The sequence below is a fragment of the Photorhabdus laumondii subsp. laumondii genome, from assembly GCF_003343245.1.
GTDB lineage: Bacteria > Pseudomonadota > Gammaproteobacteria > Enterobacterales > Enterobacteriaceae > Photorhabdus > Photorhabdus laumondii.
The window spans coordinates 416,670-439,283 of the sequence record NZ_CP024901.1 but is presented as its reverse complement, the minus strand read 5'-3'; the positions used below and the strand labels follow the sequence as shown (position 1 = coordinate 439,283).

The 22,614-nt window shown below is 41.1% G+C and carries 27 protein-coding genes; 13 read left to right on the top strand and 14 right to left on the bottom strand.

Annotated features, from left to right (window positions below; genetic code table 11):
* Positions 1 to 70 precede the first annotated feature (70 nt).
* Both PluTT01m_RS02085 and PluTT01m_RS28010 read right to left on the bottom strand, forming a co-directional pair.
* Entirely contained in the window at positions 71 to 961 is an 891-nt protein-coding gene (locus tag PluTT01m_RS02085; protein WP_011144796.1) for a LysR family transcriptional regulator, read from the bottom strand.
* A 418-nt stretch (positions 962 to 1,379) separates the two neighbouring features.
* The gene (locus PluTT01m_RS28010) at positions 1,380 to 1,634 is read right to left on the bottom strand and encodes a DUF1240 domain-containing protein (protein ID WP_324251487.1); all 255 of its coding nucleotides are present in this window, start codon (positions 1,632 to 1,634) and stop codon (positions 1,380 to 1,382) included.
* Between PluTT01m_RS28010 and PluTT01m_RS28005 the strand changes: the two genes are divergently transcribed.
* Positions 1,516 to 1,845 (top strand): hypothetical protein, encoded by a 330-nt coding sequence (locus tag PluTT01m_RS28005; protein WP_041379886.1) that lies wholly within the window; start codon positions 1,516 to 1,518, stop codon positions 1,843 to 1,845. The genes PluTT01m_RS28010 and PluTT01m_RS28005 overlap by 119 nt on opposite strands.
* Here PluTT01m_RS28005 and PluTT01m_RS02075 read toward each other — a convergent pair.
* The 4 genes from PluTT01m_RS02075 to PluTT01m_RS02060 are packed head-to-tail and all read right to left on the bottom strand — an operon-like array spanning position 1,829 to position 3,769.
* Positions 1,829 to 2,224, bottom strand: a complete 396-nt coding sequence (locus tag PluTT01m_RS02075; protein WP_011144794.1) for a DUF1240 domain-containing protein — start codon at positions 2,222 to 2,224, stop codon at positions 1,829 to 1,831. The genes PluTT01m_RS28005 and PluTT01m_RS02075 overlap by 17 nt on opposite strands.
* Positions 2,225 to 2,261: 37 nt before the next feature.
* A complete protein-coding gene (locus PluTT01m_RS02070) occupies positions 2,262 to 2,660 on the bottom strand; it encodes a DUF1240 domain-containing protein (protein WP_011144793.1) in 399 nt (132 codons plus the stop codon).
* Positions 2,650 to 3,519 (bottom strand): hypothetical protein, encoded by an 870-nt coding sequence (locus PluTT01m_RS02065; protein ID WP_109791939.1) that lies wholly within the window; start codon positions 3,517 to 3,519, stop codon positions 2,650 to 2,652. The genes PluTT01m_RS02070 and PluTT01m_RS02065 overlap by 11 nt, the downstream gene beginning before the upstream one ends.
* A 43-nt stretch (positions 3,520 to 3,562) precedes the next feature.
* On the bottom strand, positions 3,563 to 3,769 hold the full coding sequence (locus tag PluTT01m_RS02060; RefSeq protein ID WP_011144791.1) for a hypothetical protein: 207 nt from the start codon (positions 3,767 to 3,769) through the stop codon (positions 3,563 to 3,565).
* Positions 3,770 to 4,114: 345 nt separating this feature from the next.
* Here PluTT01m_RS02060 and PluTT01m_RS02055 point away from each other — a divergent pair, with 345 nt between their 5' ends.
* From PluTT01m_RS02055 to murP, 3 genes are all read left to right on the top strand, one after another.
* Positions 4,115 to 4,594, top strand: coding sequence for an Hcp family type VI secretion system effector (locus tag PluTT01m_RS02055; protein ID WP_011144790.1), 480 nt, complete (start codon positions 4,115 to 4,117; stop codon positions 4,592 to 4,594).
* Positions 4,595 to 4,872: 278 nt separating this feature from the next.
* A complete protein-coding gene (murQ, locus tag PluTT01m_RS02050) occupies positions 4,873 to 5,778 on the top strand; it encodes an N-acetylmuramic acid 6-phosphate etherase (RefSeq protein WP_011144789.1) in 906 nt (301 codons plus the stop codon).
* A 30-nt stretch (positions 5,779 to 5,808) separates the two neighbouring features.
* Positions 5,809 to 7,287: a PTS N-acetylmuramic acid transporter subunit IIBC gene (murP, locus tag PluTT01m_RS02045; protein ID WP_011144788.1), complete on the top strand. Its 1,479-nt coding sequence runs from the start codon at positions 5,809 to 5,811 to the stop codon at positions 7,285 to 7,287.
* Positions 7,288 to 7,327: 40 nt separating this feature from the next.
* Here the strand turns inward: murP and PluTT01m_RS02040 are convergent, their stop codons facing one another.
* A complete protein-coding gene (locus tag PluTT01m_RS02040; protein WP_011144787.1) occupies positions 7,328 to 7,936 on the bottom strand; it encodes a LysE family translocator in 609 nt (202 codons plus the stop codon).
* Positions 7,937 to 8,031: 95 nt separating this feature from the next.
* Complete coding sequence (locus tag PluTT01m_RS02035) at positions 8,032 to 8,916, bottom strand: IS982-like element ISPlu6 family transposase (RefSeq protein WP_011144786.1); 885 nt, start codon at positions 8,914 to 8,916, stop codon at positions 8,032 to 8,034.
* Between the two features lie 120 nt (positions 8,917 to 9,036).
* Here PluTT01m_RS02035 and PluTT01m_RS02030 point away from each other — a divergent pair, with 120 nt between their 5' ends.
* From PluTT01m_RS02030 to PluTT01m_RS02020, 3 genes are read left to right on the top strand one after another with little or no spacing between them, the layout of a single operon-like run.
* Positions 9,037 to 10,014: a hydrolase gene (locus PluTT01m_RS02030; protein ID WP_011144785.1), complete on the top strand. Its 978-nt coding sequence runs from the start codon at positions 9,037 to 9,039 to the stop codon at positions 10,012 to 10,014.
* Positions 10,014 to 10,232, top strand: a complete 219-nt coding sequence (locus tag PluTT01m_RS02025) for a YheU family protein (protein ID WP_011144784.1) — start codon at positions 10,014 to 10,016, stop codon at positions 10,230 to 10,232. The genes PluTT01m_RS02030 and PluTT01m_RS02025 overlap by 1 nt, the downstream gene beginning before the upstream one ends.
* An 18-nt stretch (positions 10,233 to 10,250) precedes the next feature.
* Positions 10,251 to 11,120 (top strand): phosphoribulokinase, encoded by an 870-nt coding sequence (locus PluTT01m_RS02020; protein ID WP_011144783.1) that lies wholly within the window; start codon positions 10,251 to 10,253, stop codon positions 11,118 to 11,120.
* 125 nt (positions 11,121 to 11,245) lie between these two features.
* On the opposite strand, the gene PluTT01m_RS02015 is transcribed toward PluTT01m_RS02020, so the two are convergent.
* Positions 11,246 to 11,653 carry an OsmC family protein gene (locus PluTT01m_RS02015; protein ID WP_011144782.1) on the bottom strand — a complete coding sequence of 136 codons (408 nt, stop codon included), beginning with the start codon at positions 11,651 to 11,653 and terminating at the stop codon, positions 11,246 to 11,248.
* A gap of 320 nt (positions 11,654 to 11,973) precedes the next feature.
* Between PluTT01m_RS02015 and crp the strand changes: the two genes are divergently transcribed.
* Positions 11,974 to 12,606, top strand: coding sequence for a cAMP-activated global transcriptional regulator CRP (gene crp, locus PluTT01m_RS02010; protein ID WP_010848517.1), 633 nt, complete (start codon positions 11,974 to 11,976; stop codon positions 12,604 to 12,606).
* 49 nt (positions 12,607 to 12,655) lie between these two features.
* Here crp and argD read toward each other — a convergent pair whose 3' ends face one another.
* On the bottom strand, positions 12,656 to 13,867 hold the full coding sequence (argD, locus tag PluTT01m_RS02005; RefSeq protein WP_011144781.1) for a bifunctional acetylornithine/succinyldiaminopimelate transaminase: 1,212 nt from the start codon (positions 13,865 to 13,867) through the stop codon (positions 12,656 to 12,658).
* 123 nt (positions 13,868 to 13,990) lie between these two features.
* Complete coding sequence (locus PluTT01m_RS02000) at positions 13,991 to 14,566, bottom strand: aminodeoxychorismate synthase component II (RefSeq protein ID WP_011144780.1); 576 nt, start codon at positions 14,564 to 14,566, stop codon at positions 13,991 to 13,993.
* A gap of 248 nt (positions 14,567 to 14,814) precedes the next feature.
* Between PluTT01m_RS02000 and PluTT01m_RS01995 the strand changes: the two genes are divergently transcribed.
* Complete coding sequence (locus tag PluTT01m_RS01995; RefSeq protein ID WP_011144779.1) at positions 14,815 to 15,165, top strand: YcgJ family protein; 351 nt, start codon at positions 14,815 to 14,817, stop codon at positions 15,163 to 15,165.
* Between the two features lie 99 nt (positions 15,166 to 15,264).
* Here PluTT01m_RS01995 and ppiA read toward each other — a convergent pair whose 3' ends face one another.
* Positions 15,265 to 15,834, bottom strand: a complete 570-nt coding sequence (gene ppiA / locus PluTT01m_RS01990; protein ID WP_011144778.1) for a peptidylprolyl isomerase A — start codon at positions 15,832 to 15,834, stop codon at positions 15,265 to 15,267.
* 307 nt (positions 15,835 to 16,141) lie between these two features.
* On the opposite strand from ppiA, the gene yihA reads away from it, so the two are divergent.
* Positions 16,142 to 16,774 (top strand): ribosome biogenesis GTP-binding protein YihA/YsxC, encoded by a 633-nt coding sequence (gene yihA, locus PluTT01m_RS01985; protein WP_011144777.1) that lies wholly within the window; start codon positions 16,142 to 16,144, stop codon positions 16,772 to 16,774.
* Positions 16,775 to 16,855: 81 nt separating this feature from the next.
* Here yihA and spfP read toward each other — a convergent pair whose 3' ends face one another.
* Positions 16,856 to 16,903, bottom strand: coding sequence for a small protein SpfP (gene spfP, locus PluTT01m_RS28375; RefSeq protein ID WP_438361642.1), 48 nt, complete (start codon positions 16,901 to 16,903; stop codon positions 16,856 to 16,858).
* 343 nt (positions 16,904 to 17,246) lie between these two features.
* Here spfP and PluTT01m_RS01980 point away from each other — a divergent pair, with 343 nt between their 5' ends.
* From PluTT01m_RS01980 to PluTT01m_RS01970, 3 genes are all read left to right on the top strand, one after another.
* Positions 17,247 to 18,539, top strand: coding sequence for an RCC1 domain-containing protein (locus PluTT01m_RS01980; protein WP_011144776.1), 1,293 nt, complete (start codon positions 17,247 to 17,249; stop codon positions 18,537 to 18,539).
* A gap of 378 nt (positions 18,540 to 18,917) precedes the next feature.
* Positions 18,918 to 19,136, top strand: coding sequence for a hypothetical protein (locus PluTT01m_RS01975; protein ID WP_049789722.1), 219 nt, complete (start codon positions 18,918 to 18,920; stop codon positions 19,134 to 19,136).
* Between the two features lie 10 nt (positions 19,137 to 19,146).
* Complete coding sequence (locus tag PluTT01m_RS01970; protein ID WP_049789721.1) at positions 19,147 to 19,386, top strand: RCC1 domain-containing protein; 240 nt, start codon at positions 19,147 to 19,149, stop codon at positions 19,384 to 19,386.
* A gap of 91 nt (positions 19,387 to 19,477) precedes the next feature.
* Here the strand turns inward: PluTT01m_RS01970 and polA are convergent, their stop codons facing one another.
* Positions 19,478 to 22,267, bottom strand: a complete 2,790-nt coding sequence (gene polA, locus PluTT01m_RS01965; protein ID WP_011144775.1) for a DNA polymerase I — start codon at positions 22,265 to 22,267, stop codon at positions 19,478 to 19,480.
* Positions 22,268 to 22,614 lie beyond the last annotated feature (347 nt).

Here is a 22,614-nt window from a genome sequence, read left to right as displayed (position 1 = left end):
TTAGATAATTAATAAAAACATTCCCCTCTTCTACATTACAATATACCCGTTATCTTTCAATCTGCCTCTTTTACACATTATCAATCAGTGAAGAGAATAACTCCGTTTCATTTATCAATTCATAATTGATAATTGGACTCCATAAGATACCAAAATCAATCTCCATATCGGTTTTTAACACTTCTAATAAATCCAAATATTGTGATGGAATTGAGCGAATAACTTTTTCCGGAATTAATGAAAAACCATTACGTTTAATTATTAGTTCAATCATTACCATAATATCATTCGTTTTTAACATTAAATTCATACTATTATCATAAATAGAAAATGCGTTAATACCATCAATAAAATCAATTGGGATATCATTCTCATCCATGTCAATAAGCTGATACAACGATGCCATTTCAGCACTTAATTCTGTAAAATGCCGAAACCAATCACTCCCTTTTTTAAAAAGGTAAACGAGTTTTTCAGTAAAAATCTTTCTAGGCATAAGTGATGAAGTCAATGGTAGAGGAACAATGGCGATATGTAATAAACCAGAGTTTAATAGATTCATTTGCTGCTCAAATGTCAGACCAGTAATTAGCACCAGCACAGCTTTTTCCTTCCTACCTAGAAAAATCCGCTCTTCCATTTTTCCAGAATCATAAATAGGAAAACAAGAGCTAACATAAAGGTAATGTGGCGCATCATCTTGCAAATCATGATTAACCTGAATCTGAAATTGCTCAAAATGACCCAGTAATTTCTGAGCATTCTCAAAGGTTTTTTGTCCAAAATCAGTCAATCTGGTACCACCTGGTCCTCTGGAAAACAAAAGAGCCCCAAATTCCGCTTCCAGTGCATTAACTTTCTTAGTCAGTGCAGGTTGAGAAATATGTAGTATTTGAGAAGCCTTATGATAATTAAGTGTTTCAGCTAACACGATAAAAGCTTTGAGATTGCGTATATCCATATCTCCACCATTCAGGTTTATCTTTCATACTTTCTTACGTTATTATTTCAATAATGAACTAAATTATTTAGACTTAACTGAAATTAATTAAATAGAGATTAAACAACAATTATAAGATGATCAATTAATTTATTATAAAAATGTTATCAATATAAATATAGATTTTATTAATACCATAATTCCTTCTTACCCTCTAAGATAAATGGGTAAGTAATTCACTTAAATTAAATTCGTTAGAAGATAAGAAATTTCCCGATTTTTAGCTGTTTTCCCTATAGTAATTCCTATACACCTAATGACATGTATTTCCTACTATATAGGATAGCGAAATATAGCAGGTAAGCATCATTCTGAAAATATAACTATTAATTCTCACTTTTAAATAAAACCTCTCCTCCATCCACCAATAAGACTAATATCAATCACATAGCTTCATATCTTTTACATAGGTATTCGGCGACGTCAAAGATATCTTTTGGCATATTAAATAATTCTCACTTCTCAGTTTATAATTCACATACAAAGATGTAGGAAAACTTAAAAAAAGTGAAATAATGGCTATCGAACCAAAGTATTTTATGAAACTATCATGGTACTTTGGGCAACGGTTTGTTATATTAGAAAGAATAATAGAAACCATACAATACCAAATCAAAGGAGAAAAAAATAACATAATAATAACACTACTTGAGAATGTTATTTTCTCATCCATATTAACTAAAGAAACCAGATTTTCTCCTGTCAAAAAGAACCCTAGTGATACTAAAACAAAAGTAGCAGCAGCAACGGTGATATGTATAATCTTTTTTTTATTTTCCATAATTCCCCCAGTTCTTAAGGAATTAATTGAAGTCAAAAACAACAATATCAATCACATAGTTTAATATCTTTCACATAAGTATTCGGCGACGACCAGGATATTCTTGGACATACCAAATAGTCATCACTTTTTAACTTATAATGCACATACAAAGATGTAGGGAAGCCTAAAAAAAATGAAATAATAGCTATCGTCCCAAAACAGTTAACAAAACCATCATGATGTTTTGGAGGACGACCAGTTATACTGACAAAAATAACTGCAACCATATAATATAAAATCAAAGGAGCAGAAAAAAATATTATAACAACACCACCTGAGAATGTTATTTGTTCATCCATTTCAATTAAAGAAATTATATTTTCCCCTGTCAAGAAGAAAGTAGATAAAGCTAAAAGAAAAATAGCAATGGCAACGATGATATGTATAGTTTTTTTTCTCATAATACCCCTAGTTATAAAAAAATCAAATACAACCATATCAATCACATAGCTTCATATCTTTCACATAAGTATTCGGCGACGACCAGGATATTCTTGGACATACTAAATAGCCATCACTTTTTAACTTATAATGCACATAGAAAGATATGGGGAAACTTAAAACAATTGAAACAAGAGCTATCAAACAAAGATATTTGTTAAAGCTATCATGATGTTTTGGATAACGACCAACCACATTAACAAAAACAATAAAAACTATATAATATAAAACCAAAGGAAAAGAAAAAAATGTCATAAAAACACTGCTTGAAAATGTTATTTTATCCTCCATTAAAACCAACGAAATCAAATATTCACTTACTATAAACATAGAAAACGACATTAAAGCTAATATTAAAATTGCGCAAATAATACGTATTATTTTATTATTTAACATATCTCCCCCAATTATAAAAAATTTGATTGAGACCAGTTTCTGGAGTTCTTGGTTTTCTCTCCATTTCTTTTTTAATTAAATTAATAACAGCTTCACTAATTTTATATTTCTTATCTATAGAATCAAGTGCAACAGTAACACCGACACCTACAAAAAACACAATAATAGCAACACCAACTACACTGGCACCAGCAATAGATGTAACTAACATCAAAGACCCAATAGTCCAAGAAACAAAGGCTGTTATTACTGTCTTAGCCAGATCTACCGCAATATTACCTAGAAAATCAGCCAGAGTGTATTCATCCTTAAACATAAGTTCAACCGTTCGATAAGCCGCAGAAAAGAATATACTAAACTTCATTCCTTTAACTATGCCGCTATTTAATCCTTTCTGCCCAATCCCCATAGATATCACCTTCATATTAGAAGCTTTGTATCTTGAAGCAGTGATGATCTTTCTAACTCCCGCATAACCTGATATTTTAATATATCTGTTTCCATCCTTACCCACATACTCTGTTGCTTTAATCCCTAATCTTTTAAATTCCCCTATAACATTAAAGAGATCAAAAGAATCATGAATGTTACCTGCATAGGGTGATATGGGATCGGTAATCTCAAATATTTTCTTTATAAATGGACTTTTGGGTTTTGGCGAGTCAATATCTTCTAGCACATCTTTCGCTTCATCTAACGATAGCAGCGCAATATAGGTTGTATTCTCTCTTAACTGCTTTTCGAGACCAATGGCATCAAAGAATTCATGCTGAGGTTTTAATTGGTTAGCCCCAACATGACCTCTCAGGAAATCCCCCATATAGCCCTCCAGCGAGGGGTTGTATTTTTTATATGTCATCGTGAAACCCTTTCCACATTTCTTAAAACCAATAATTATCACATTAGTGTCTAACCGCCGGAGTTTCCAATTTGAGAGAAAGAACACGGCCATCTGAAATCTTCATGTCGATCGCACTGGCTTGAGTTGACAACAATAACTCAAAACACTGCATCATCATCATTGCCAATTTTTCTTCTGGAATTAACGGGCTATTCACTAATACGTCAGTGAGCTGTTGTAATAACTGTTGCCTATCTCTATCGTTCATACGGCTAACCCCATTAGCAATTAAGAATTCGAAGATAGCACTATATTACATAAAAAATAGTCATGTCGACTATATAATAGCAAAATGTTAAACAAACGCAGAACGCCTACAGTTAAGTTACTGTATAGTAATACAAAATAATGCCTGATGTTTAAGGATAAAAGTAATAAATACATTATTGAGCAAAAAATTCCAAACTCTATTAAATACTGTTTCTATCCTTTAAGAAAGAAATTCAATATTGAACTGTTAATTTTTTTATATTTTGGTGTTAAGGTCGTACCTTCACCGCCTAGACATACAGTCTTAGGTAATTTAAATAAAGAGTTTGTCTGGTAATTACTTATGTCACATATAATTTATTTATCTTTAAATGGTAAGAAACAAGGTTTAATTTCTGCCGGTTGTTCAACGCTAGACTCAATAGGAAACCGATACCAACAGGGGCACGAAGATCAAATACAGGTATTGCATTTGAATCACACGATAACTCGCCAAAAGAATGTCGATCATCACCCGGTACAATTTATCAAGCCAATCGATAAATCATCGCCGCTGTTAGCATCCGCAATATCTTCAAATGAACTAGTGAATGCGATTTTCTTCTTTTACAGAACAAATTTCGCTGGGCAGTTAGAACTTTTCTATGAGGTCAAATTAACAGAAGCGAGTGTTGTTGACATTTCTTGCGTCTACCCGCATTCAATAAATGATAATGAAATGATGCCGTACGAAAAAGTCTTTCTCAAATATAGATCCATATCCTGGAATCACATAACCGCCGGCACATCTGCCTATAGTATATGGGATGATAGAATTTATTAATAAGCCAGCTTTAACTGATTGAATCACTATTATGAATATAAAGATTCTTAATCCTCAACACATTTTAAATAATTAACACCGTGATAATAATCACATTTTAAGAATAAATGATTTTTTATACCCTATGGATTTCAAGATGCATCGCGGCGGCAAGGGAGTGAATCCCTGGGAGCATAGATAACTATGTGACCGGGGTGAGCGAGTGCAGCCAACAAAGAGGCAACTTGAAGGATAACGGGTATATCATCAATTCCAGAATATTCCCTTAGGAAAACAATATGAAAATCAATCTCAACAATATGGTTACCGAAAGTCGTAATCCAGCCAGTGCCAACATTGATACTTTGCCAACCCTTGAAATGTTAAAACTAATTAATGACGAAGATAAAAAAGTCGCATTGGCTGTAGAACAAACTTTGCCAAAAATCGCTGAAACAGTAGACAAAATTGCCGAAGCATTTCGTCAAGGAGGTCGTTTAATTTATATCGGTGCCGGTACATCGGGCCGATTAGGGATTTTGGATGCCAGTGAGTGTCCTCCCACTTATGGTACCAAACCGGAACAAGTGGTTGGATTAATTGCCGGCGGGCATCAAGCCATTCTACATGCGGTTGAGAATGCAGAAGATAACCAACAACTAGGCGCAAATGATCTTCAAGCGCTACACTTTAACTCAAAAGATGTATTGGTTGGCATTGCCGCCAGTGGTCGTACACCTTATGTCTTGGGTGCCATGACGTATGCGAAATCCGTTGGTGCGACCGTTGCCTGTATTAGCTGCAACCCGGAAAGCCCGATGACACAAGCCGCCGATATTGCTATTGCACCGATAGTTGGGCCAGAAATTGTCACAGGTTCATCACGTATGAAAGCCGGTACAGCACAAAAGCTCATTCTGAATATGCTGACCACCGGTGCCATGATCCGTACAGGTAAAGTTTATAGCAACCTGATGGTGGACGTAGAAGCGACCAATGCCAAGCTGGTTGAAAGGCAGAAAAATATCGTTATCGCCGCCACCGAATGTAATCGTGAACAAGCTGAGCAGGCACTGGCTGAATGTGATGGACATTGTAAAACCGCCATTGTGATGATTCTGGCTGGCATCAATGCTCAACAAGCAAAGACTTTACTGAAAAAGCATCACGGTTTTATTCGACCGACGATCTCAGCCGTTCGGTAATGACTTCCTCTGCTGAGAAGGAGTAAGAAGATGGCGAAAATTAACCAGTCAGTCATTGCCCAGATCCTTAAAGCTATCGGCAATGCAAATAATGTGGCGCAATGTGGCAACTGTATGACCCGTCTGCGACTAACACTGCGTGACAGTACTCAGGTGGATAAAGTGGCGTTAAAACAGATCCCCAATGTGTTAGGTATTATTGAGAGCGACGATCAGTTTCAAATTGTGCTTGGGCCAGGAAAAGCCCAAGCGGCGGCTGAGATAATGAATGAATTGCTAAATTCTTCTACTCCTACAGCACAATCGAAACCAAGCGACACTCATTTAGCCAATATTGCTTCTGCTAATAAAAAGCAACTTAAAGAGAAACAAGTCAGTGCGGTACACAAATTCCTGACCAAATTCGCTACCATTTTTACCCCACTGATCCCCGGTTTTATTGCCGTTGGTCTGCTTCTCGGCTTTGCTACTTTACTTGAACAGATAACTATTCAGGGCGTTGAACACCCTAATACCATTTTGGTTGAAATCATCGGCTATATGAAAGTTTTCAGTAAAGGTATGTTCAGTTTTCTGAGTATTCTGATCGGTTATAACGCGCAAAAAGCATTTGGTGGTTCGGGAATAAACGGTGCCATTATTGCTTCTCTGTTTGTACTCAGTTATAACCCGGATGCCACCAGCGGTTTTTATTCCGGTATTTCTACTTTCTTTGGTTATAGCATCGATCCACGCGGCAATATTATCGGCGTTCTTATTGCCGCTATTCTGGGAGCATGGGTAGAACGACAAGTTCGTAAGATCATTCCAGACAATCTGGATATGATCCTCACTTCGGCTATTACTCTGCTAATCATGGGAGCCATTGCCTTTATCTTTATCATGCCGCTGGGGAGTTATCTATTTAGCGGCATGTCATGGTTATTCCTTCACCTTAACGGCAATCCTTTTGGCACGGCGATATTGGCTGGGCTATTTTTACTCGCTGTTATGTTTGGTGTTCATCAAGGGTTTGTTCCCGTCTATTTCGCACTCATGGAGGCTCAAGGCTTTAATTCTCTGTTCCCAATTCTTGCAATGGCAGGCGGCGGGCAGGTTGGTGCAGCGCTGGCACTGTATGTCAAAGCGAAAAAAGACTCGCTGCTGCGCACGCAGATAAAAGGCGCGATTATTCCAGGCTTGCTCGGCATCGGTGAGCCGTTGATTTACGGAGTCACACTTCCACGGATTAAACCCTTTATCACCGCCTGTTTAGGCGGTGCCGCCGGTGGTTTCTTTATCGGTTTAATAGCTTATTTAGGATTACCTGTTGGGTTGAATACGGTTTTTGGTCCATCTGGATTAGTAGCACTGCCACTGATGACCTCAAACAATGGCATTTTTGTCGGAATGGCAGTGTATGCTGCCGGGCTAGTGGTGGCTTATATCAGCGGTTTTGTACTGACTCTGATCTTCGGGAGTAAAAAAATAGAGGTGCTTAAAGCCGATGTCCAAAGCCAAAAAGAATGAATAAATATTCTTTATAACCAAAATACAATTTACTGATGAATTACCCAAGCCAGATTAATGGCACGCAGGTTGCCGTCAATATACCCATCGTAATATTGAACAGAAACCAAGCATTGCGACTACGGAGTAACGTCCCTATCAATGAACCAAAACCCGCCCACACCATGCCGCACAAGAAATTAATAAACATCACCACGATGCTGATCACGATGATGGAATAGAGGTAATGATCACCGGCAATACTATAGCTGCCAACCGCCCCCAACCCCATCAGCCAGGCTTTCGGATTCAAAAACTGCAATAACCAACCTTGATACCACCGCACCGGCTTGATAACAGCGCTATCTTTGGTATCCAGACGTCGGTAACTGGCTGTTGCTGTTTTCCATGCCAGCCACAGCAAATAGAGGCTACCTGCAATTTTCATCACCGTGTGAATAGCAGGATAGACCAACAACAATGCGGCTATTCCGAAAGCCGCCAGATATAAAATCGTCTGCATGCCCAGAACAACGCCAAAGAGTAACCCCAAAGAGCGGATAAAGCCGAAGTTAGCGCCTGATGAAGTCAACAACATGTTGTTTGGACCCGGCGTAATGGAAGAAATAAATAAAAAAGTTGTTAATGAAAAAATTAGGCTTGCTGTCATGAAGAGTTACCTTTCATCCTGAACAATGGCGTTTCCCTTTCACAGAAAATATCAGTATGTTATTCACCATACAAGATAACTAACCCGAATTCTGCTTAATCCGTCATTGAAAAATCGTCTTCTGAGTAGAAAACTTTCAGTGATGGCTTCTTCAATTTAAGGCAGTAAGCAATCAATCCACCTAAAACGCACAACAGAAAGCCTTTTATACTTCGGTGGCGGGAATGCTCTATTTGAGAAAGAGTTTTTAATTGCCCATTAATCGTTTCAATGATAAAACGCTTTTTTAACATTATCTTATCCCACTCAGCTTGCATACTCGCTTTCATGTTACGCCGTTTTTTCGTGATGAAAGTGACATCGGTTTTAGCTAAATCGTCCGCCAATTCCTGGCTGAGGTAACCTTTGTCACCGTAAAGAGAACCCGTTAATTCTTTTGATAATTCACGAACAGGTTCCCGATCATCCACATTACCCGGAGTCACTTTAAGCGCGAGAATTTCACCCTGATGATTGACAACCAGGTGTAATTTGAAACCGTAAAACCAGCCCATTGAATTTTTTCCGCGCTTTGCTATCCCCGCAAAGACCTTATGTCGAGGGATGCGAATGTTATGGCAGACACTCAAACGGGTGGAATCAATAAAAGCAATGCCTGTGGGTTTCCCTTTTAATTGAGTCAGATAGCTGCATAATGGCACCAAAACGGAAGGAGCCACACTGACAAAACGAGGATAGCTAAGCAAGGTTGGAAAATCCTTATGGTGATATTTCCAAATATGTTCTAGATAAAAATGTTTAAAATCACGGTAATGCGACATATGAAAAAGGATCAAAATGGTCATGATTTCACTGGGATACATATGACCTTGTCGGCGGCGTAAACGATGCCCGCTATCGAGACAAAATTGTTCCCATTGAGGGATGAAAAAACGGCAAAAATCATCGACATCACAGAAAATTTCAACTAAGTTGTCCATAGCCTGTTCCCCCCTCGGAGCTGTTTTTGGTGCACACCAAAACTTTGCTCCTGGAACAGGCTTCTCGTCAATTTCTTATCCAGAATTCGGGTTAACTAATCAATTTAACTCGAAACCATTATGACCGATATCTTTCGTCCTCTAACCGGAGCCAGTAATCCGCATTTGCAGACACTCCTCCCGCGTCTGGTGCGGCGGTATCCTGAACTGCAACCCTATTGGCAACGACTTGATTTACCAGATAACGATTTTGTTGATCTGGCGTGGAGTGAAGATCCCGCCACCGCAGCACACAAGCCACGATTAATCCTATTTCATGGTCTGGAAGGCAGTTTTCACAGCCCTTATGCCCACGGTTTGCTTCATATCTGTCAGAAGAAAGGTTGGCTTGGTGTTGTCATGCATTTCCGCGGATGCAGTGGTGAACCAAACCGCCAAAAACGTCTCTATCATTCTGGCGAAACAAGCGATGCCCGTTATTTTCTAAGCTGGTTAAAACAGACTTACGGTGATGTCCCCACCTCAGCCGTAGGTTATTCAGTCGGCGGTAATATGCTGGCCTGCTATCTAGCAGAAGAAAAAATAGATGCTCAGATCAATGCTGCCGTTATTGTTTCCGCGCCTCTGATGCTGGCAGCCTGCTCCCTGCGGATAGAGAAAGGATTTTCTCATGTCTATGAACGCTATTTACTCAATAGCCTGAAACGTAATGCCACCCGCAAATTGTTACGCTACCCCGGTTCACTCCCCATCAATCTGTCTCAAGTAAAAGGATTGAAACATATTCGGGAATTTGATGAAATTGTGACCGCGAAAATCCACGGCTTTAAAAATGCAGCGGACTATTACCACCAGTGCAGTGCTCTGCCGCGTCTGCCTGATATTACTGTGCCACTGCTGATTATTCATGCTAAAGACGATCCTTTTATGGCACCGGAAGTCATCCCTGATCTCAAAATGTTACCCAAAAATATTGAATATCAAATGACAGAATATGGTGGACATGTCGGCTTTGTCAGTGGCTCATTGAAGAAGCCACAAATGTGGCTGGAACAACGCATCCCAAATTGGCTGTCATCTTATCTGGAGCAACCATAATGATTATCCCGTGGCAACAACTGGAACCCGAAACTCTGCTAAATTTGATAGAGAGCTTTGTCTTGCGGGAAGGCACTGACTATGGCGAAGATGAAAAATCGCTGGAGCAGAAAGTCGCTAATATACGCCATCAGTTGGAACGGGGGGATGTTATGCTGGTGTGGTCTGAACTGCATGAGAGCGTCAATATTGTGCCAAAAGAAATGTTCCATTCTTAACATTATGGAGTTTACTGAATGTCTGTCAAACATCCGATTATTGCAATTACCGGCTCCAGCGGTGCCGGAACCACCACCACCAGTTTAGCTTTCCGTAAGATTTTCCAGCAACTTAACATCAGTGCAGCGCAGATAGAAGGAGATAGTTTCCACCGCTACACCCGCCCTGAAATGGATGCCGCAATCCGTAAAGCCAAAGAACAAGGCAGGCATATCAGTTATTTTGGGCCAGAAGCCAATGATTTTGGCATGCTGGAAAAAACCATGATTGATTATGGTGAAACCGGTGAAGGCCGCCGTCGGAAATATCTTCATACCTATGACGATGCCGTCCCTTACAACCAGCTTCCCGGTACATTTACGCCGTGGGAATCTTTACCCAAGCAGACCGATGTACTGTTTTATGAAGGTCTACACGGTGGTGTTGTCACACCACAACATAATGTTGCCAGTCATGTTGATCTGCTCGTGGGCGTCGTGCCGATTGTCAACCTTGAATGGATACAGAAACTTGTCCGCGATACCGGAGAACGAGGACACTCGCAGGAAGCTGTGATGGATTCCGTCGTGCGTTCTATGGATGATTATATTAACTACATTACGCCACAATTCTCGCGAACACATATCAACTTCCAACGTGTCCCTACCGTTGATACATCCAATCCATTCTCAGCCAAAACCATTCCATCACTGGATGAAAGTTTTATTGTCATCCGCTTCCGTGATCTGACTCAAATTGATTTCCCATACTTGTTAGCAATGTTACAAGGCTCATTCGTTTCAAGCATTAATACCATCGTGGTCCCCGGTGGAAAAATGGGGCTAGCAATGGAATTAATTATGACACCCTTGGTGCAGCGATTACTGGAAGGGGAAAAGATTTGTTAATCAGCGCCTGAGGTCAATTTAGCAAATCCGGCACTTAAAATTTGCATCTTATATTATTCAGTTAAAAAAACAGGTAACTGAAATATTAGTTACCTGATGTTATTTTTTGATCACGAAATAATATCTTAATCTATATCTTTAACTTCAAAACTGTGGGTAATTTCAACTGATTTCCCCAACATCAATGCAACAGAGCAATATTTTTCTGCTGAAAGCATGACGGCACGTTCAACCGCTTTATCTATTAAATCTTTACCCGTAACAATAAAATGCAGATTAATATGAGTAAACAAGCGTGGCGGCTCTTCACGACGGCGGGAAGTTAATTTTACTTCACAATCTCTGATGTCATACCTGCCTTTATGCAAAATAGAAACTACATCAATCGTACTGCAACCACCGGCTGCCATTAATACCATTTCCATTGGGCTCGGTGCCTTATCACCGGCATTACCATCCATCATGATCTGATGACCGGAAGATGACTCCCCCAAAAGAGATAATCCTTCAACCCATTTTACCCGTGCTTGCATAAATACCTCTTAAGTCGTTCTTTGCATCCAAGCCTACTCTTTCAGTATTAAACTGGCAATCTAGTGAGCGGTTTATTATGCTGAAACAATACAAGACAAGACAGAAACCCTTTCCTGTGTTAAAAACAGAAGTGGGCTAAGTATAGGTAGGTTATGATCAATACTTAAGGTTCAAATTTCAGATAACCTATATAAAACCCTTATCTGTCGGTTTTTCAACAAACTAATATGTTAAGCTAGTGTCTTTATAAGCCAGCCTGACGAGAAACTTTTAGATTCTCGTGTTATTTAGGCAGCGATAACAACAGAGGATGAAACGAATGGTTCTCGGCAAGCCACAAACAGACCCCACTCTTGAATGGTTTTTGTCACACTGCCATATTCATAAATATCCATCTAAAAGTACGCTTATTCATCAAGGCGAAAAAGCAGAGACGCTTTACTACATTGTAAAAGGTTCTGTTGCGGTTTTGATTAAAGATGAAGAAGGCAAAGAGATGATCCTTTCCTATCTAAATCAGGGGGATTTCATTGGTGAACTTGGATTATTTGAAGAGGGGCAAGAGCGTACAGCTTGGGTACGGGCCAAAAGCGCCTGTGAAGTGGCTGAAATCTCCTATAAAAAATTCCGTCAACTGATTCAGGTAAACCCGGATATTTTGATGCGTTTATCTGCCCAAATGGCAAACCGTTTGCAAACAACTTCTGAGAAAGTCGGTAATCTGGCTTTCCTGGATGTTACCGGCCGAATTGCCCAAACTTTACTGAATCTGGCGAAACAACCAGATGCAATGACCCACCCAGACGGAATGCAAATCAAAATCACGCGTCAGGAAATTGGCCAGATTGTTGGCTGTTCCCGCGAAACAGTTGGTCGTATTCTGAAAATGCTAGAAGATCAAAATTTGATCTCCGCACACGGTAAAACTATTGTTGTTTACGGTACACGTTAACGCCCGATTAATCAGCGCATAATCCTGCGCTGATTTCTCCTGTATTTAATTACACCAACTGATTAATTACCTGCTCTAACCGCTCCATTCCTTGAGCAATCTCTTCTTCACTAATAATCAACGAAGGCGTGAAACGCAGTACATCGCCTCCCGCACTCAACAACATTAAGCCATTTTCAGCCGCCAGTTGCAGAATATCTTTAGCTTTTCCCTGATGTGGCGCTTTAAGTTCTGCCCCAATCAGCAGACCCTTTCCACGGATTTCACCAAATATCGAATATTTCTGATTGATATCATTCAGAAAATTCACCATTAAATTATGGCGTTTTTCAACTCCCGCCAGAACCGCTGGTGTATTAATAATATCAAAAGCAACATTTGCAACTGCACAAGCCAACGGATTACCGCCATAAGTTGTACCATGAGCTCCCGGTGTCATCACTGAAGCAATATTCACTGTCGTCAGCATGGCGCTGATAGGGAAGCCATTTCCCAATGCTTTTGCCGTGGTAATGATATCTGGCGTAACATCATAATGCATATAAGAAAATAGCTTACCAGTACGTCCCATCCCACTTTGCACTTCATCAAACACCAACAGCACCTGATGCTTATCACAAAGCTCACGCACCCCATGAATAAATGCCGGTGCTGCCGCCGTGACTCCCCCTTCGCCCTGAACCGGTTCTAATACAACAGCACAAGTATGGTCATCTATGACGGCCTTCACTGCATCTAAATCATTAAAAGGCACATGAATAATATCCGCGGGTTTTGGTCCAAAACCATCAGCATATTTGGGCTGACCGCCCACGGAGACAGTAAATAGGGTACGACCATGAAAGCCCTGATGAAATGCGATAATTTTGGTTTTATAGGGATTGTGACGCGCAATGGCATAGTGGCGAGCCAGTTTAAATGCCGCTTCATTCGCTTCCGCTCCTGAGTTGGCAAAAAACACCCGCTCAGCAAAAGTCGCATCAATCAGTTTCTGCGCCAGAATCAAAGCCGGTTCATTGGTGAAAATATTACTGATATGCCAAAGTTTTTCCCCTTGCTGCTTCAAAACATCCACTAACGTAGGATGACAATGGCCCAAAGCCACAACAGCAATCCCTCCCGCAAAATCAATATACTCTTTCCCATGCTGATCCCATACACGACTACCCTGCCCTCTCACCGGTATAAACTGCGCTGGTGAATAAATTGGCAACATAACTTGATCGTATGTGTTTCTATCTACTGCGATATGCTCCTTCATTTCCCCACCCGTTTTTTATATATACGCCATTCAGAAGTGAAAACATAATCACCGAATATGCATAAAAAATCAAAGATGGGCAAATGAAAAAGATGGATAAATGAAGAAATTATCGGTATCTGGTTAATATCTCAGAAAGTTGCTCAGTAACTGGTGACCTTGCTCACTGAGAATACTTTCAGGATGGAACTGCACTCCTTCTAGCGGTAGAGTACGATGACGAATGCCCATAATTTCATCGACATTGCCGTTATGCTGGCTCCATGCAGTGACTTCAAATGAGGCCGGTAATGTCTCTGCGGCAATCACCAATGAATGGTAACGAGTCGCGGTCAATGGCCGGTTAAGCCCTTTGAACACACCTTGCTGATTATGATGAATAGCAGAAGTTTTCCCGTGCATCACTTCTCTGGCTTTTACCACGCTGGCACCAAACGCCTGACCAATTGCCTGATGTCCAAGACAAACACCAAGAATCGGCAACTTATCCGAAAAATGAGAAATCGCAGACAGAGAAATGCCGGCTTCATTTGGGGTACAAGGGCCTGGGGAAATAACCAAATGGGTAGGCGTCAATCTCTCAATATCTTCAAGTTGCAATTCATCATTGCGCTTAACTAAAACATCTGTACCCAATTCACAAAAATATTGATATAAGTTATATGTAAAAGAATCATAGTTATCTATTATTAGTAACATAGGAGTCTATCCTACTCATTTTTATCGCTGTATTTTGTTGCCCTGCCACTCCTGCAATTTGTTTATCCTGCACAACTGGCTCCAGGTAAAACGGCCTCGCAACAACGGGGCGGCTATCATAGCACATCAACATTTGTAGCATAGTACAACAAAATTAATGGCTGTTTTTTCTTCAATCAACTTACTCTCATAACCCTACAAAAAAACATACGCTCTATTTTGATATTCAATAAGTAAAGGTAATTGTTATGAAGACAAAACTGATTATAGCATCTCTTTTTTTACTGTCCTTCCCCACGCTGGCTGTTACCAAAGCCGCCAACATTTTCTTTCCGGAAAAAGGGGTGGTTTGTGATAAAAAAGGAAAATATTGTTCTGATCAACAAGGGCTATCGCTAAAATTAACCGAAAGATATTTAGGTAAGAAAGCGGTAAAACGCCTGAAAAAAGAGATTGGTGATGGAAAAGATGTCGACTTTTCCTCTTACACTTTAAGTAACGGCGTACACTGTGAGAGTAAAGAGAAGAAATGCTACAAAGACAGATATTATCCACGAACCGAAGTAAATAAAGAATTTACCCAAAAGATGTATGAATAACGGCGAAACTGGCCTCCATTTAATGCAGGCCAGTTTGTTAATCTGATGAGAGTTAACCGGAAGACCAGAAACTGCCACAGCCAAAGTCATAGGAAAAAATTAAGGGATAATCTCCGCAGACAGAATAGCAACAGGTTTAACCGGTACATTCTGATATGGACCAACGTTTTCCGTTTTGACTTGAGAAATTTTATCCACAACATCCATACCTTTTACGACTTTACCAAATACTGCATAGCCAAAATCACGCTGACCGTGATCAAGGAAAGCATTATCCGCTACATTAATAAAAAATTGGCTAGTGGCACTGTCTTTATCAGCGGTACGTGCCATAGAGATAGTTCCGCGTAAATTACGCAGTCCATTATCTGCCTCATTTTTAATAGCAGCTTTAGTCGCTTTTTGCTGCAAATCTTTGGTAAAACCACCACCTTGCACCATAAATCCAGGGATTACCCGATGGAAGATTGTATTGTTGTAATAACCCTCATTGACGTATTCAATAAAGTTTTTCGTTGTAATTGGCGCTTTCTGGTTATTTAATTCCAGTTCAATATTACCCTCCGTTGTTGTCAGCTTCACGTGGGTTTCTCCCACCGCCAAAGCCAGAGGTGCCATTGCGCTCAGAGAGCATGCAGTTACAAGTGCTACTAAAATACGTTTAAACATTCTGGGTTCCTATATTATTAAGGTCAACAACACAAACTGAATCAATTCTAATAATCTCTTCAACATCGTGCTTAATATTTACCTACATTTACGCTATCAATCGGCTGGTGCTTTGAAGAAAAATGTATCCTTTCAATAACAGGTTAAATTTTATTTCATAAACCGGAGCGTCATCAGTAACAAAATAGCAAGCTTGGTTCAACCCATCAGAAATATGTCATTATTTTTAATCCTGTCAACCAACAGTGGCTATCGGTATAATCCCCTTTGCCATATATTCAGCGCATTTCTCAGGGAGATAATCATTTTGACCATCAAAAACCACAACTATCATATGACCCGTTTTATCACGAGCGCACCTGATATTCGCCATCTGCCTCAAGATATGGGCATTGAAGTCGCGTTTGCCGGTCGCTCAAATGCAGGTAAATCTAGCGCTCTGAATGCTCTGACGAAACAGAAAAGCCTCGCCCGCACCAGTAAAACGCCAGGTCGAACTCAACTCATCAATTTATTCGAAGTAGAAGAAGGTATTCGCCTGGTTGACTTACCGGGTTATGGTTATGCCGAAGTGCCGGAAGAGATGAAACGCAAATGGCAAAAAGCACTGGGTGAATATCTGCAAAAACGTGAATGCCTGATCGGACTGGTTGTACTAATGGATATCCGTCACCCATTGAAAGATCTTGATCAGCAGATGATCCAATGGGCAGTCGCAATGCAAGTACCGGTTATGGTGTTGTTGACTAAAGCCGACAAACTGGCATCTGGTGCCCGTAAAAGTCAACTGAATAAGGTGCGTGACGCTTTGCTCGCGCTTAATGGGGATATTCAAGTAGAATATTTCTCAGTCCCGAAAAAAATCGGTATCGATAAACTACATCAGAAACTGGATATATGGTTCAGCCAGAAAGCCGTTCAAGTTGAAAACCATCGTTAATCCATCCTCTCTTTATACTTTTACGTGTTAAATTCAGTTGAAAAAAATGCCCCAGTCAAAATTGACTGGGGCAGCTAATATTCAGCTAAATCCGATTACGTGAAGTAAAAGGTCTGAAAGATAGAACATCTTACCTCTGTACCCTACGCCAATAACTCTACCCTATTTTATTTATTAGAAAAAGCCTTTTTGTAATTTATTTTCAGAAATTATCTCGATTCAGCCAGGGGTTTTGCTCATTTTGACGCCATGAAATGTAGTTTAATTACATATTTATGCGATCTAGATCTAAATATGCATTACATGGACAACAAATCATTACAAGTGAATACAAAAAATTTATTTAACTAATAATATTACTTAGTGTAAATAAAATAACTGTTACACTTTCTCCCAATTGGGCATGGTTTTCCGCATAAACGCCTTGTGGACTAAGAATAAATCCGATACGACCTTAACCAGGAGAATAATAATGAACCAACATGATAATGCTTCATCAGGTATAAATCACAATAGTAACTCTCCATTAGAATGGGAAGAAAACGTCTATTGCAGCAATAACATAGCTCTCGCATCCACCATCGGAGCAACCGCTATGTTATTGCAGAATGGCAGTGTAATTACCTGGGGACTTACACATCTTGGCGGTCAAGTCCCACCTGACATTGCTGTATTACGAGATATCGTTAGCCTGAGCTCAACACAATACGCATTCGCAGCTTTACGGGCAGACCGCAGCGTGGTTGCCTGGGGAGATTCAGTTAACGGTGGACAGCTTCCTCCCGACATTGCTCAACTAAAGGATATTGTTAGCCTGAGTTCAACGGCTAACGCTTTCTCAGCTCTGCGAGCAAATGGTAGCGTAGTTGCTTGGGGAGATAATCGCTATGGTGGCCAAGTTACACCAGAAGTTGCCCAATTACAGGACATTGTCAGTGTAACTTCATCAGGTAATGCTTTCCTGGCTCTGCGGGCAAACCGCAGCATAGTTGCTTGGGGGCGTTTAGCTGGCGTGCTCCCACCCGAGATTACCCAACTACAGGACATCGTCAGTGTGCTTGGCAAAAACGACATGTACTCAACCTTCGCGGCCTTACGGGCAAACCGCAGTGTGGTTGCTTGGGGATATTCACTGTTTGGCGGTCAGGTTCCACCAGCAATTGCTCAATTACAAGATATCGTTAGCCTGAGTCAAACAGGTACTGCATTCGCAGCCCTACGGGCAAACCGCAGCGTGGTTGCCTGGGGAAATGCAAGCAGGAGCGGCACAGTTCCGCCTGCCATTGCCCAACTGCAAGATATTATTAATTTAATCGGTTCGGGCGGCACATTTATAGCTCTGCGGTCAAACCGTAGTATTGTCGCCTGGGGAGACACGCCAATCCCATCAGAAATTGCTGCATTAAGCGATATCGTTGACCTCATCACAACAAGTTCAGCTTTCACAGCCCTACGAACAAATCGTAGCGTGGTTACTTGGGGAACAATAGAGAGTATTGAGCAGGTCCCATATGACGCAGCCCAAGTACAGAATGTCATCAGCCTGAGTGCATCAAGTGATGCCTTTGCCGCCCTACGAGCAGACCGCAGCATAGTCGCCTGGGGAGATATATACAATGGTGGAAAAATTCCACCCGAAATTGCGAACTTAAAAGACGTTATCAGCCTGACGTCAACACCCCGTAGTTTTTCAGCCTTGCGAGCAAACGGCAAAAGAGTCGGCTGGGGAGGCGGAGATTTTGTATCACATGGTGAATATGACTAATGCATCATTACGCATGGCTTATAATCACTTAACATGTTAAACCAAAGGGGAAAAAAGGCTTAACATACTGCGTTGGCATCAGGAAGAACCAATGTCCCAACGCAGTTGCTGATATTTTTTAACCTTATCATGTAAGTTCCGCAGTTTTTCGATGTTGTCAATTGACTCACTCATGCTGTTGAATCGTTACCCTGCCCACATAACATCCAACCTACACCATCAACTAATGACTTTTTCCTATTACACTTTTTTGCATTAATACATTAATATTTTTTAATTAGAGTAGTCATCTAACTTAGCCCGTATAGGGACAAGTTTTACAATACAGACTCCCTGTGGGTAAAGGTAAATCCGATATAACCTTATCAGGAGAGTAATATGAACCAACATGGTAATTTCTTGCCGGGTACGGATGCCGAAGACAGTTTTATAACACAGCAATGGAAATCTGCCGGACATAGATATTATAGCAACAATAACTACGATTATATTGTCACTAACAATAAAGCAACAGCTATGTTATTACAAAATGGCAGTGTAGCCGCCTGGGAAAGCTCCAACTGGGACGGAGACTTATGGGGGCCAAGTACCTCCTGAAATTGCCGCATTGCAGGATATCGTCAACCTGAGTTCAACACGTGGAGCATTCGCAGCTCTGCGGGAAGACCGCAGTGTGGTTTCTTGGGGAGATCTTTATTCAGGCGGGCGAATGCCGTCCGATATTGCTAAATTGAAAGATATTATTAGCCTAAGTGCAACACAATTGGCATTTATAGCTATACGGGAAAATGGCAAGAGAGTAGCTTGGGGAGGTGGGGATACCAGAGCTCATGGTGACTATGATTAGCAGAGCTATTAAACATTGCTATTTATTGTGAACAGTTCAAAAAAGGCTGAGCCAAATACACAGCTCAGCCATCGCGGGTTAATTCAGAATATCAATGCGCCTGATCCCAATTGTCACCGATACCTACATCTACTTTCAATGGAACATCAAGCACCATACTCTTCTCCATCAATTCACGAATTTTCTGTTCTGCATATTCAAGTTCTGATTCATGAACCTCAAATACCAGCTCATCGTGAACCTGCATAATCATACGAACTTTCGGTTCTTCACTGACAATCCAATCATCCACCGCAATCATCGCTTTTTTAATGATATCCGCCGCAGTTCCCTGCATTGGCGCGTTAATAGCTTCACGCTCTGCTGCCTTACGGCGCATGGCATTGCGAGATTTGATATCTGACAGATAAAGACGACGACCATCCAGCGTTTCAACGTAACCCTGCTCTTCCGCTTGTTTACGAGTACGCTCCATATACGCCAATACCCCCGGATAGCGCTCAAAATAGAGATCCATATAGCGTTGAGCTTCACCACGAGGAATACCTAACTGACGGGAAAGACCAAATGCACTCATACCATAGATCAAACCAAAGTTAATCGCTTTGGCACTACGGCGCTGCTCACTGGTTACCTGTTCCAGTGGCAAACCAAAGACTTCCGCCGCCGTTGCCCGATGAATGTCTTTCCCCTCAGCAAAAGCCTTCAACAACCCTTGATCTTGAGACAAATGAGCCATTATCCGCAATTCAATCTGAGAATAGTCAGCGGCCATAATCCGGTAACCTTCAGGAGCCACAAATGCCTGACGAATGCGGCGGCCCTCTTTATTACGGACAGGAATATTTTGCAAATTAGGATCACGTGAAGAGAGACGCCCGGTTGCCGTTACCGCTTGGTGATAGGAAGTATGCACCCGTTTGGTCAGCGGATGGACCATCTGCGGTAATTTATCGGTGTAAGTGGATTTCAATTTTGCCAACCCACGATGCTCTAAGATCACTTTCGGCAATGCATGGGTATCTGCCAACTCTTCCAGTACCTCTTCATTCGTGGATGGCGCACCATTTGGCGTTTTCTTTACCACCGGCAATTGCAATTTTTCAAACAATATCGTCTGTAACTGTTTTGGCGAAGCCAGATTGAAAACTTCACCTGCTAATTCGTGCGCTTCTTTTTCCAACTCATCCAGACGGGCAGTGATCTCTTTTGAATGCTCAGCCAAAATATTGGCATCAATAAGTACACCTGTACGTTCCATGCGGGAAAGCACCATAACCAGTGGCATTTCTGTATTCAGGAATACCTTTTCTAGCGTCGGCGCTTTCTCCAATTGCGGCCACATAGCCTGATGCAGCAATAAAGTAACATCTGCATCTTCTGCGGCGTACATTGCGGCCTGTTCCACCGCGACCTGATTAAAAGTGAGCTGATTTTTACCTTTACCAGCAATCTCTTCAAAAGTCGTGGTCTTATGATTCAAATGGCGTTCAGCCAAGCTATCCATATCATGCCGACCCATGCCTGCAACGCTATTAAGTACGTAAGATTCCAGCATGGTATCGTAAGCAATGCCTTGCAGTTCAATGCCGTAACGCGCCAACACGCCACGATCAAACTTAATATTCTGACCAATTTTCAGCAGGTTACTATCTTCAAGTAGCGGTTTTAATGCAGCCAACACAACTTCTCTGTCAAGTTGTTCAGGCGCGCCCAGATAGTCATGCCCTAGAGGTAGATAAGCCGCATCGCCGGCAGAAATTGCGAATGACACCCCCACCAGATTAGCAGTCAAAGTATCAAGGCTGTCAGTTTCGGTATCAAAAGCAAAAACAGACGCTTTTTTCAGTTTCTCAATCCACTCATCAAAGCTTTGCTGATCAAGAATAGTCTGATAATTATCAGAAGAGAGTGTGGCCGCCGCAGATTTATCCTCCGTCGGAGATGATTCATCATTACCAGTGGATACCGGTTTTTTGCCTTTCTCTGCCAACCAATCGCCGTTTGCCACATCACTTAACCAACGTTTGAACTCGTAACGAGAAAACAACTGGTGCAGTTTCTCCGTATCAGGCTCTTTGACTGACAAAGCAACGCAGGTTTTATCCAACTCAACATCGGTTTTAATAGTTGCCAGTTGATAGGAGAGATAAGCGACATCTTTATGCTGCACCATCTTATCCGCCAGCGTTTTCGCCCCACGGAAACTGAGCCCGGCAATTTTATCCAGATTGGCAAAGATATCATCCATGCCACCAATCCCTTGCAGTAATCCCAGTGCGGTTTTTTCTCCCACCCCAGGTACGCCAGGAATATTGTCAGAAGAGTCTCCCATTAATGCCAGAAAATCGATAATCAGCTCCGGCGGCACACCATACTTTTCAACGACCTCTTCCGGCCCCAAAATGGTGTTATTCATGGTATTGATAAGCGTGATATTCGGCGTGACCAGTTGCGCCATATCTTTATCGCCAGTGCTGATAAGTACCGCACGCCCCTCTTTTTCTGCCTGTAACGCCAAAGTCCCGATAACATCATCAGCTTCTACTCCGGGCACCACCAGCAATGGTAATCCCATAGCTTCAACCATCTGATGTAGCGGTTCTATCTGCGTACGCAGATCATCCGGCATAGGAGGACGATGAGATTTATACTCAGCGAACAATTCATCACGAAAAGTTTTGCCTTTAGCATCAAATACCACCGCTACATGGCTTGGTTTGTACTGCATTATCAAGCTGCGGAGCATATTCAATACACCATACATGGCTCCGGTCGGCTCCCCTGCGCTATTCGTCAGCGGAGGGAAAGCATGATAAGCACGATAAAGGTATGAGGAGCCATCAACCAAAATCAGGGGATTGTCTGCTATCTGAGCCATAAATCTTCTTCATTATCTGTATTTGTTACGGGTGTGATAAGGAAATAGGATGCCACAGCAAGAAGTAGGAAACGAACTTTATGTGAATTTTCTTTTGAAACCCGATTCTGATATTCACATCCTGCTATAAAATCTGTGGATAACTTTGTGTATAGATATTACAAGTTTTATTTAGCTATTGATCGTTGATAAAAAAAACTTATCAACCTTAGGTAAAAAATCAATGACTTATAATCTTAGTCATAAAACTGTCATATTGCCTTATAGATCACGGAGTTGTGGATATAACCAGAGTTTGTTTTACATAAAATCTTTTTAGCATGCATTGTGCCAAAGATTCTCAAGTT

What these genes read in the sequence shown, in the direction of transcription:
- PluTT01m_RS01995 (WP_011144779.1), top strand. Translation starts at nt 14,815, where the DNA reads ATGAAGACAAAACTGATTATAGCATCTCTTTTTTTACTGTCCTTCCCC.
- PluTT01m_RS02040 (WP_011144787.1), bottom strand. Translation starts at nt 7,936, where the DNA reads ATGACAGCAAGCCTAATTTTTTCATTAACAACTTTTTTATTTATTTCT.
- ppiA (WP_011144778.1), bottom strand. Translation starts at nt 15,834, where the DNA reads ATGTTTAAACGTATTTTAGTAGCACTTGTAACTGCATGCTCTCTGAGC.
- PluTT01m_RS02075 (WP_011144794.1), bottom strand. Translation starts at nt 2,224, where the DNA reads ATGAGAAAAAAAACTATACATATCATCGTTGCCATTGCTATTTTTCTT.
- crp (WP_010848517.1), top strand. Translation starts at nt 11,974, where the DNA reads ATGGTTCTCGGCAAGCCACAAACAGACCCCACTCTTGAATGGTTTTTG.
- PluTT01m_RS02000 (WP_011144780.1), bottom strand. Translation starts at nt 14,566, where the DNA reads ATGTTACTAATAATAGATAACTATGATTCTTTTACATATAACTTATAT.
- polA (WP_011144775.1), bottom strand. Translation starts at nt 22,267, where the DNA reads ATGGCTCAGATAGCAGACAATCCCCTGATTTTGGTTGATGGCTCCTCA.
- PluTT01m_RS02030 (WP_011144785.1), top strand. Translation starts at nt 9,037, where the DNA reads ATGACCGATATCTTTCGTCCTCTAACCGGAGCCAGTAATCCGCATTTG.
- PluTT01m_RS02015 (WP_011144782.1), bottom strand. Translation starts at nt 11,653, where the DNA reads ATGCAAGCACGGGTAAAATGGGTTGAAGGATTATCTCTTTTGGGGGAG.
- murP (WP_011144788.1), top strand. Translation starts at nt 5,809, where the DNA reads ATGGCGAAAATTAACCAGTCAGTCATTGCCCAGATCCTTAAAGCTATC.
- PluTT01m_RS02070 (WP_011144793.1), bottom strand. Translation starts at nt 2,660, where the DNA reads ATGTTAAATAATAAAATAATACGTATTATTTGCGCAATTTTAATATTA.
- PluTT01m_RS02055 (WP_011144790.1), top strand. Translation starts at nt 4,115, where the DNA reads ATGTCACATATAATTTATTTATCTTTAAATGGTAAGAAACAAGGTTTA.
- argD (WP_011144781.1), bottom strand. Translation starts at nt 13,867, where the DNA reads ATGAAGGAGCATATCGCAGTAGATAGAAACACATACGATCAAGTTATG.
- PluTT01m_RS02020 (WP_011144783.1), top strand. Translation starts at nt 10,251, where the DNA reads ATGTCTGTCAAACATCCGATTATTGCAATTACCGGCTCCAGCGGTGCC.
- PluTT01m_RS01975 (WP_049789722.1), top strand. Translation starts at nt 18,918, where the DNA reads ATGAACCAACATGGTAATTTCTTGCCGGGTACGGATGCCGAAGACAGT.
- PluTT01m_RS02025 (WP_011144784.1), top strand. Translation starts at nt 10,014, where the DNA reads ATGATTATCCCGTGGCAACAACTGGAACCCGAAACTCTGCTAAATTTG.
- PluTT01m_RS01980 (WP_011144776.1), top strand. Translation starts at nt 17,247, where the DNA reads ATGAACCAACATGATAATGCTTCATCAGGTATAAATCACAATAGTAAC.
- PluTT01m_RS02065 (WP_109791939.1), bottom strand. Translation starts at nt 3,519, where the DNA reads ATGACATATAAAAAATACAACCCCTCGCTGGAGGGCTATATGGGGGAT.
- PluTT01m_RS02060 (WP_011144791.1), bottom strand. Translation starts at nt 3,769, where the DNA reads ATGAACGATAGAGATAGGCAACAGTTATTACAACAGCTCACTGACGTA.
- murQ (WP_011144789.1), top strand. Translation starts at nt 4,873, where the DNA reads ATGAAAATCAATCTCAACAATATGGTTACCGAAAGTCGTAATCCAGCC.
- PluTT01m_RS28010 (WP_324251487.1), bottom strand. Translation starts at nt 1,634, where the DNA reads ATGTTATTTTTTTCTCCTTTGATTTGGTATTGTATGGTTTCTATTATT.
- PluTT01m_RS28005 (WP_041379886.1), top strand. Translation starts at nt 1,516, where the DNA reads ATGGCTATCGAACCAAAGTATTTTATGAAACTATCATGGTACTTTGGG.
- PluTT01m_RS02035 (WP_011144786.1), bottom strand. Translation starts at nt 8,916, where the DNA reads ATGGACAACTTAGTTGAAATTTTCTGTGATGTCGATGATTTTTGCCGT.
- PluTT01m_RS02085 (WP_011144796.1), bottom strand. Translation starts at nt 961, where the DNA reads ATGGATATACGCAATCTCAAAGCTTTTATCGTGTTAGCTGAAACACTT.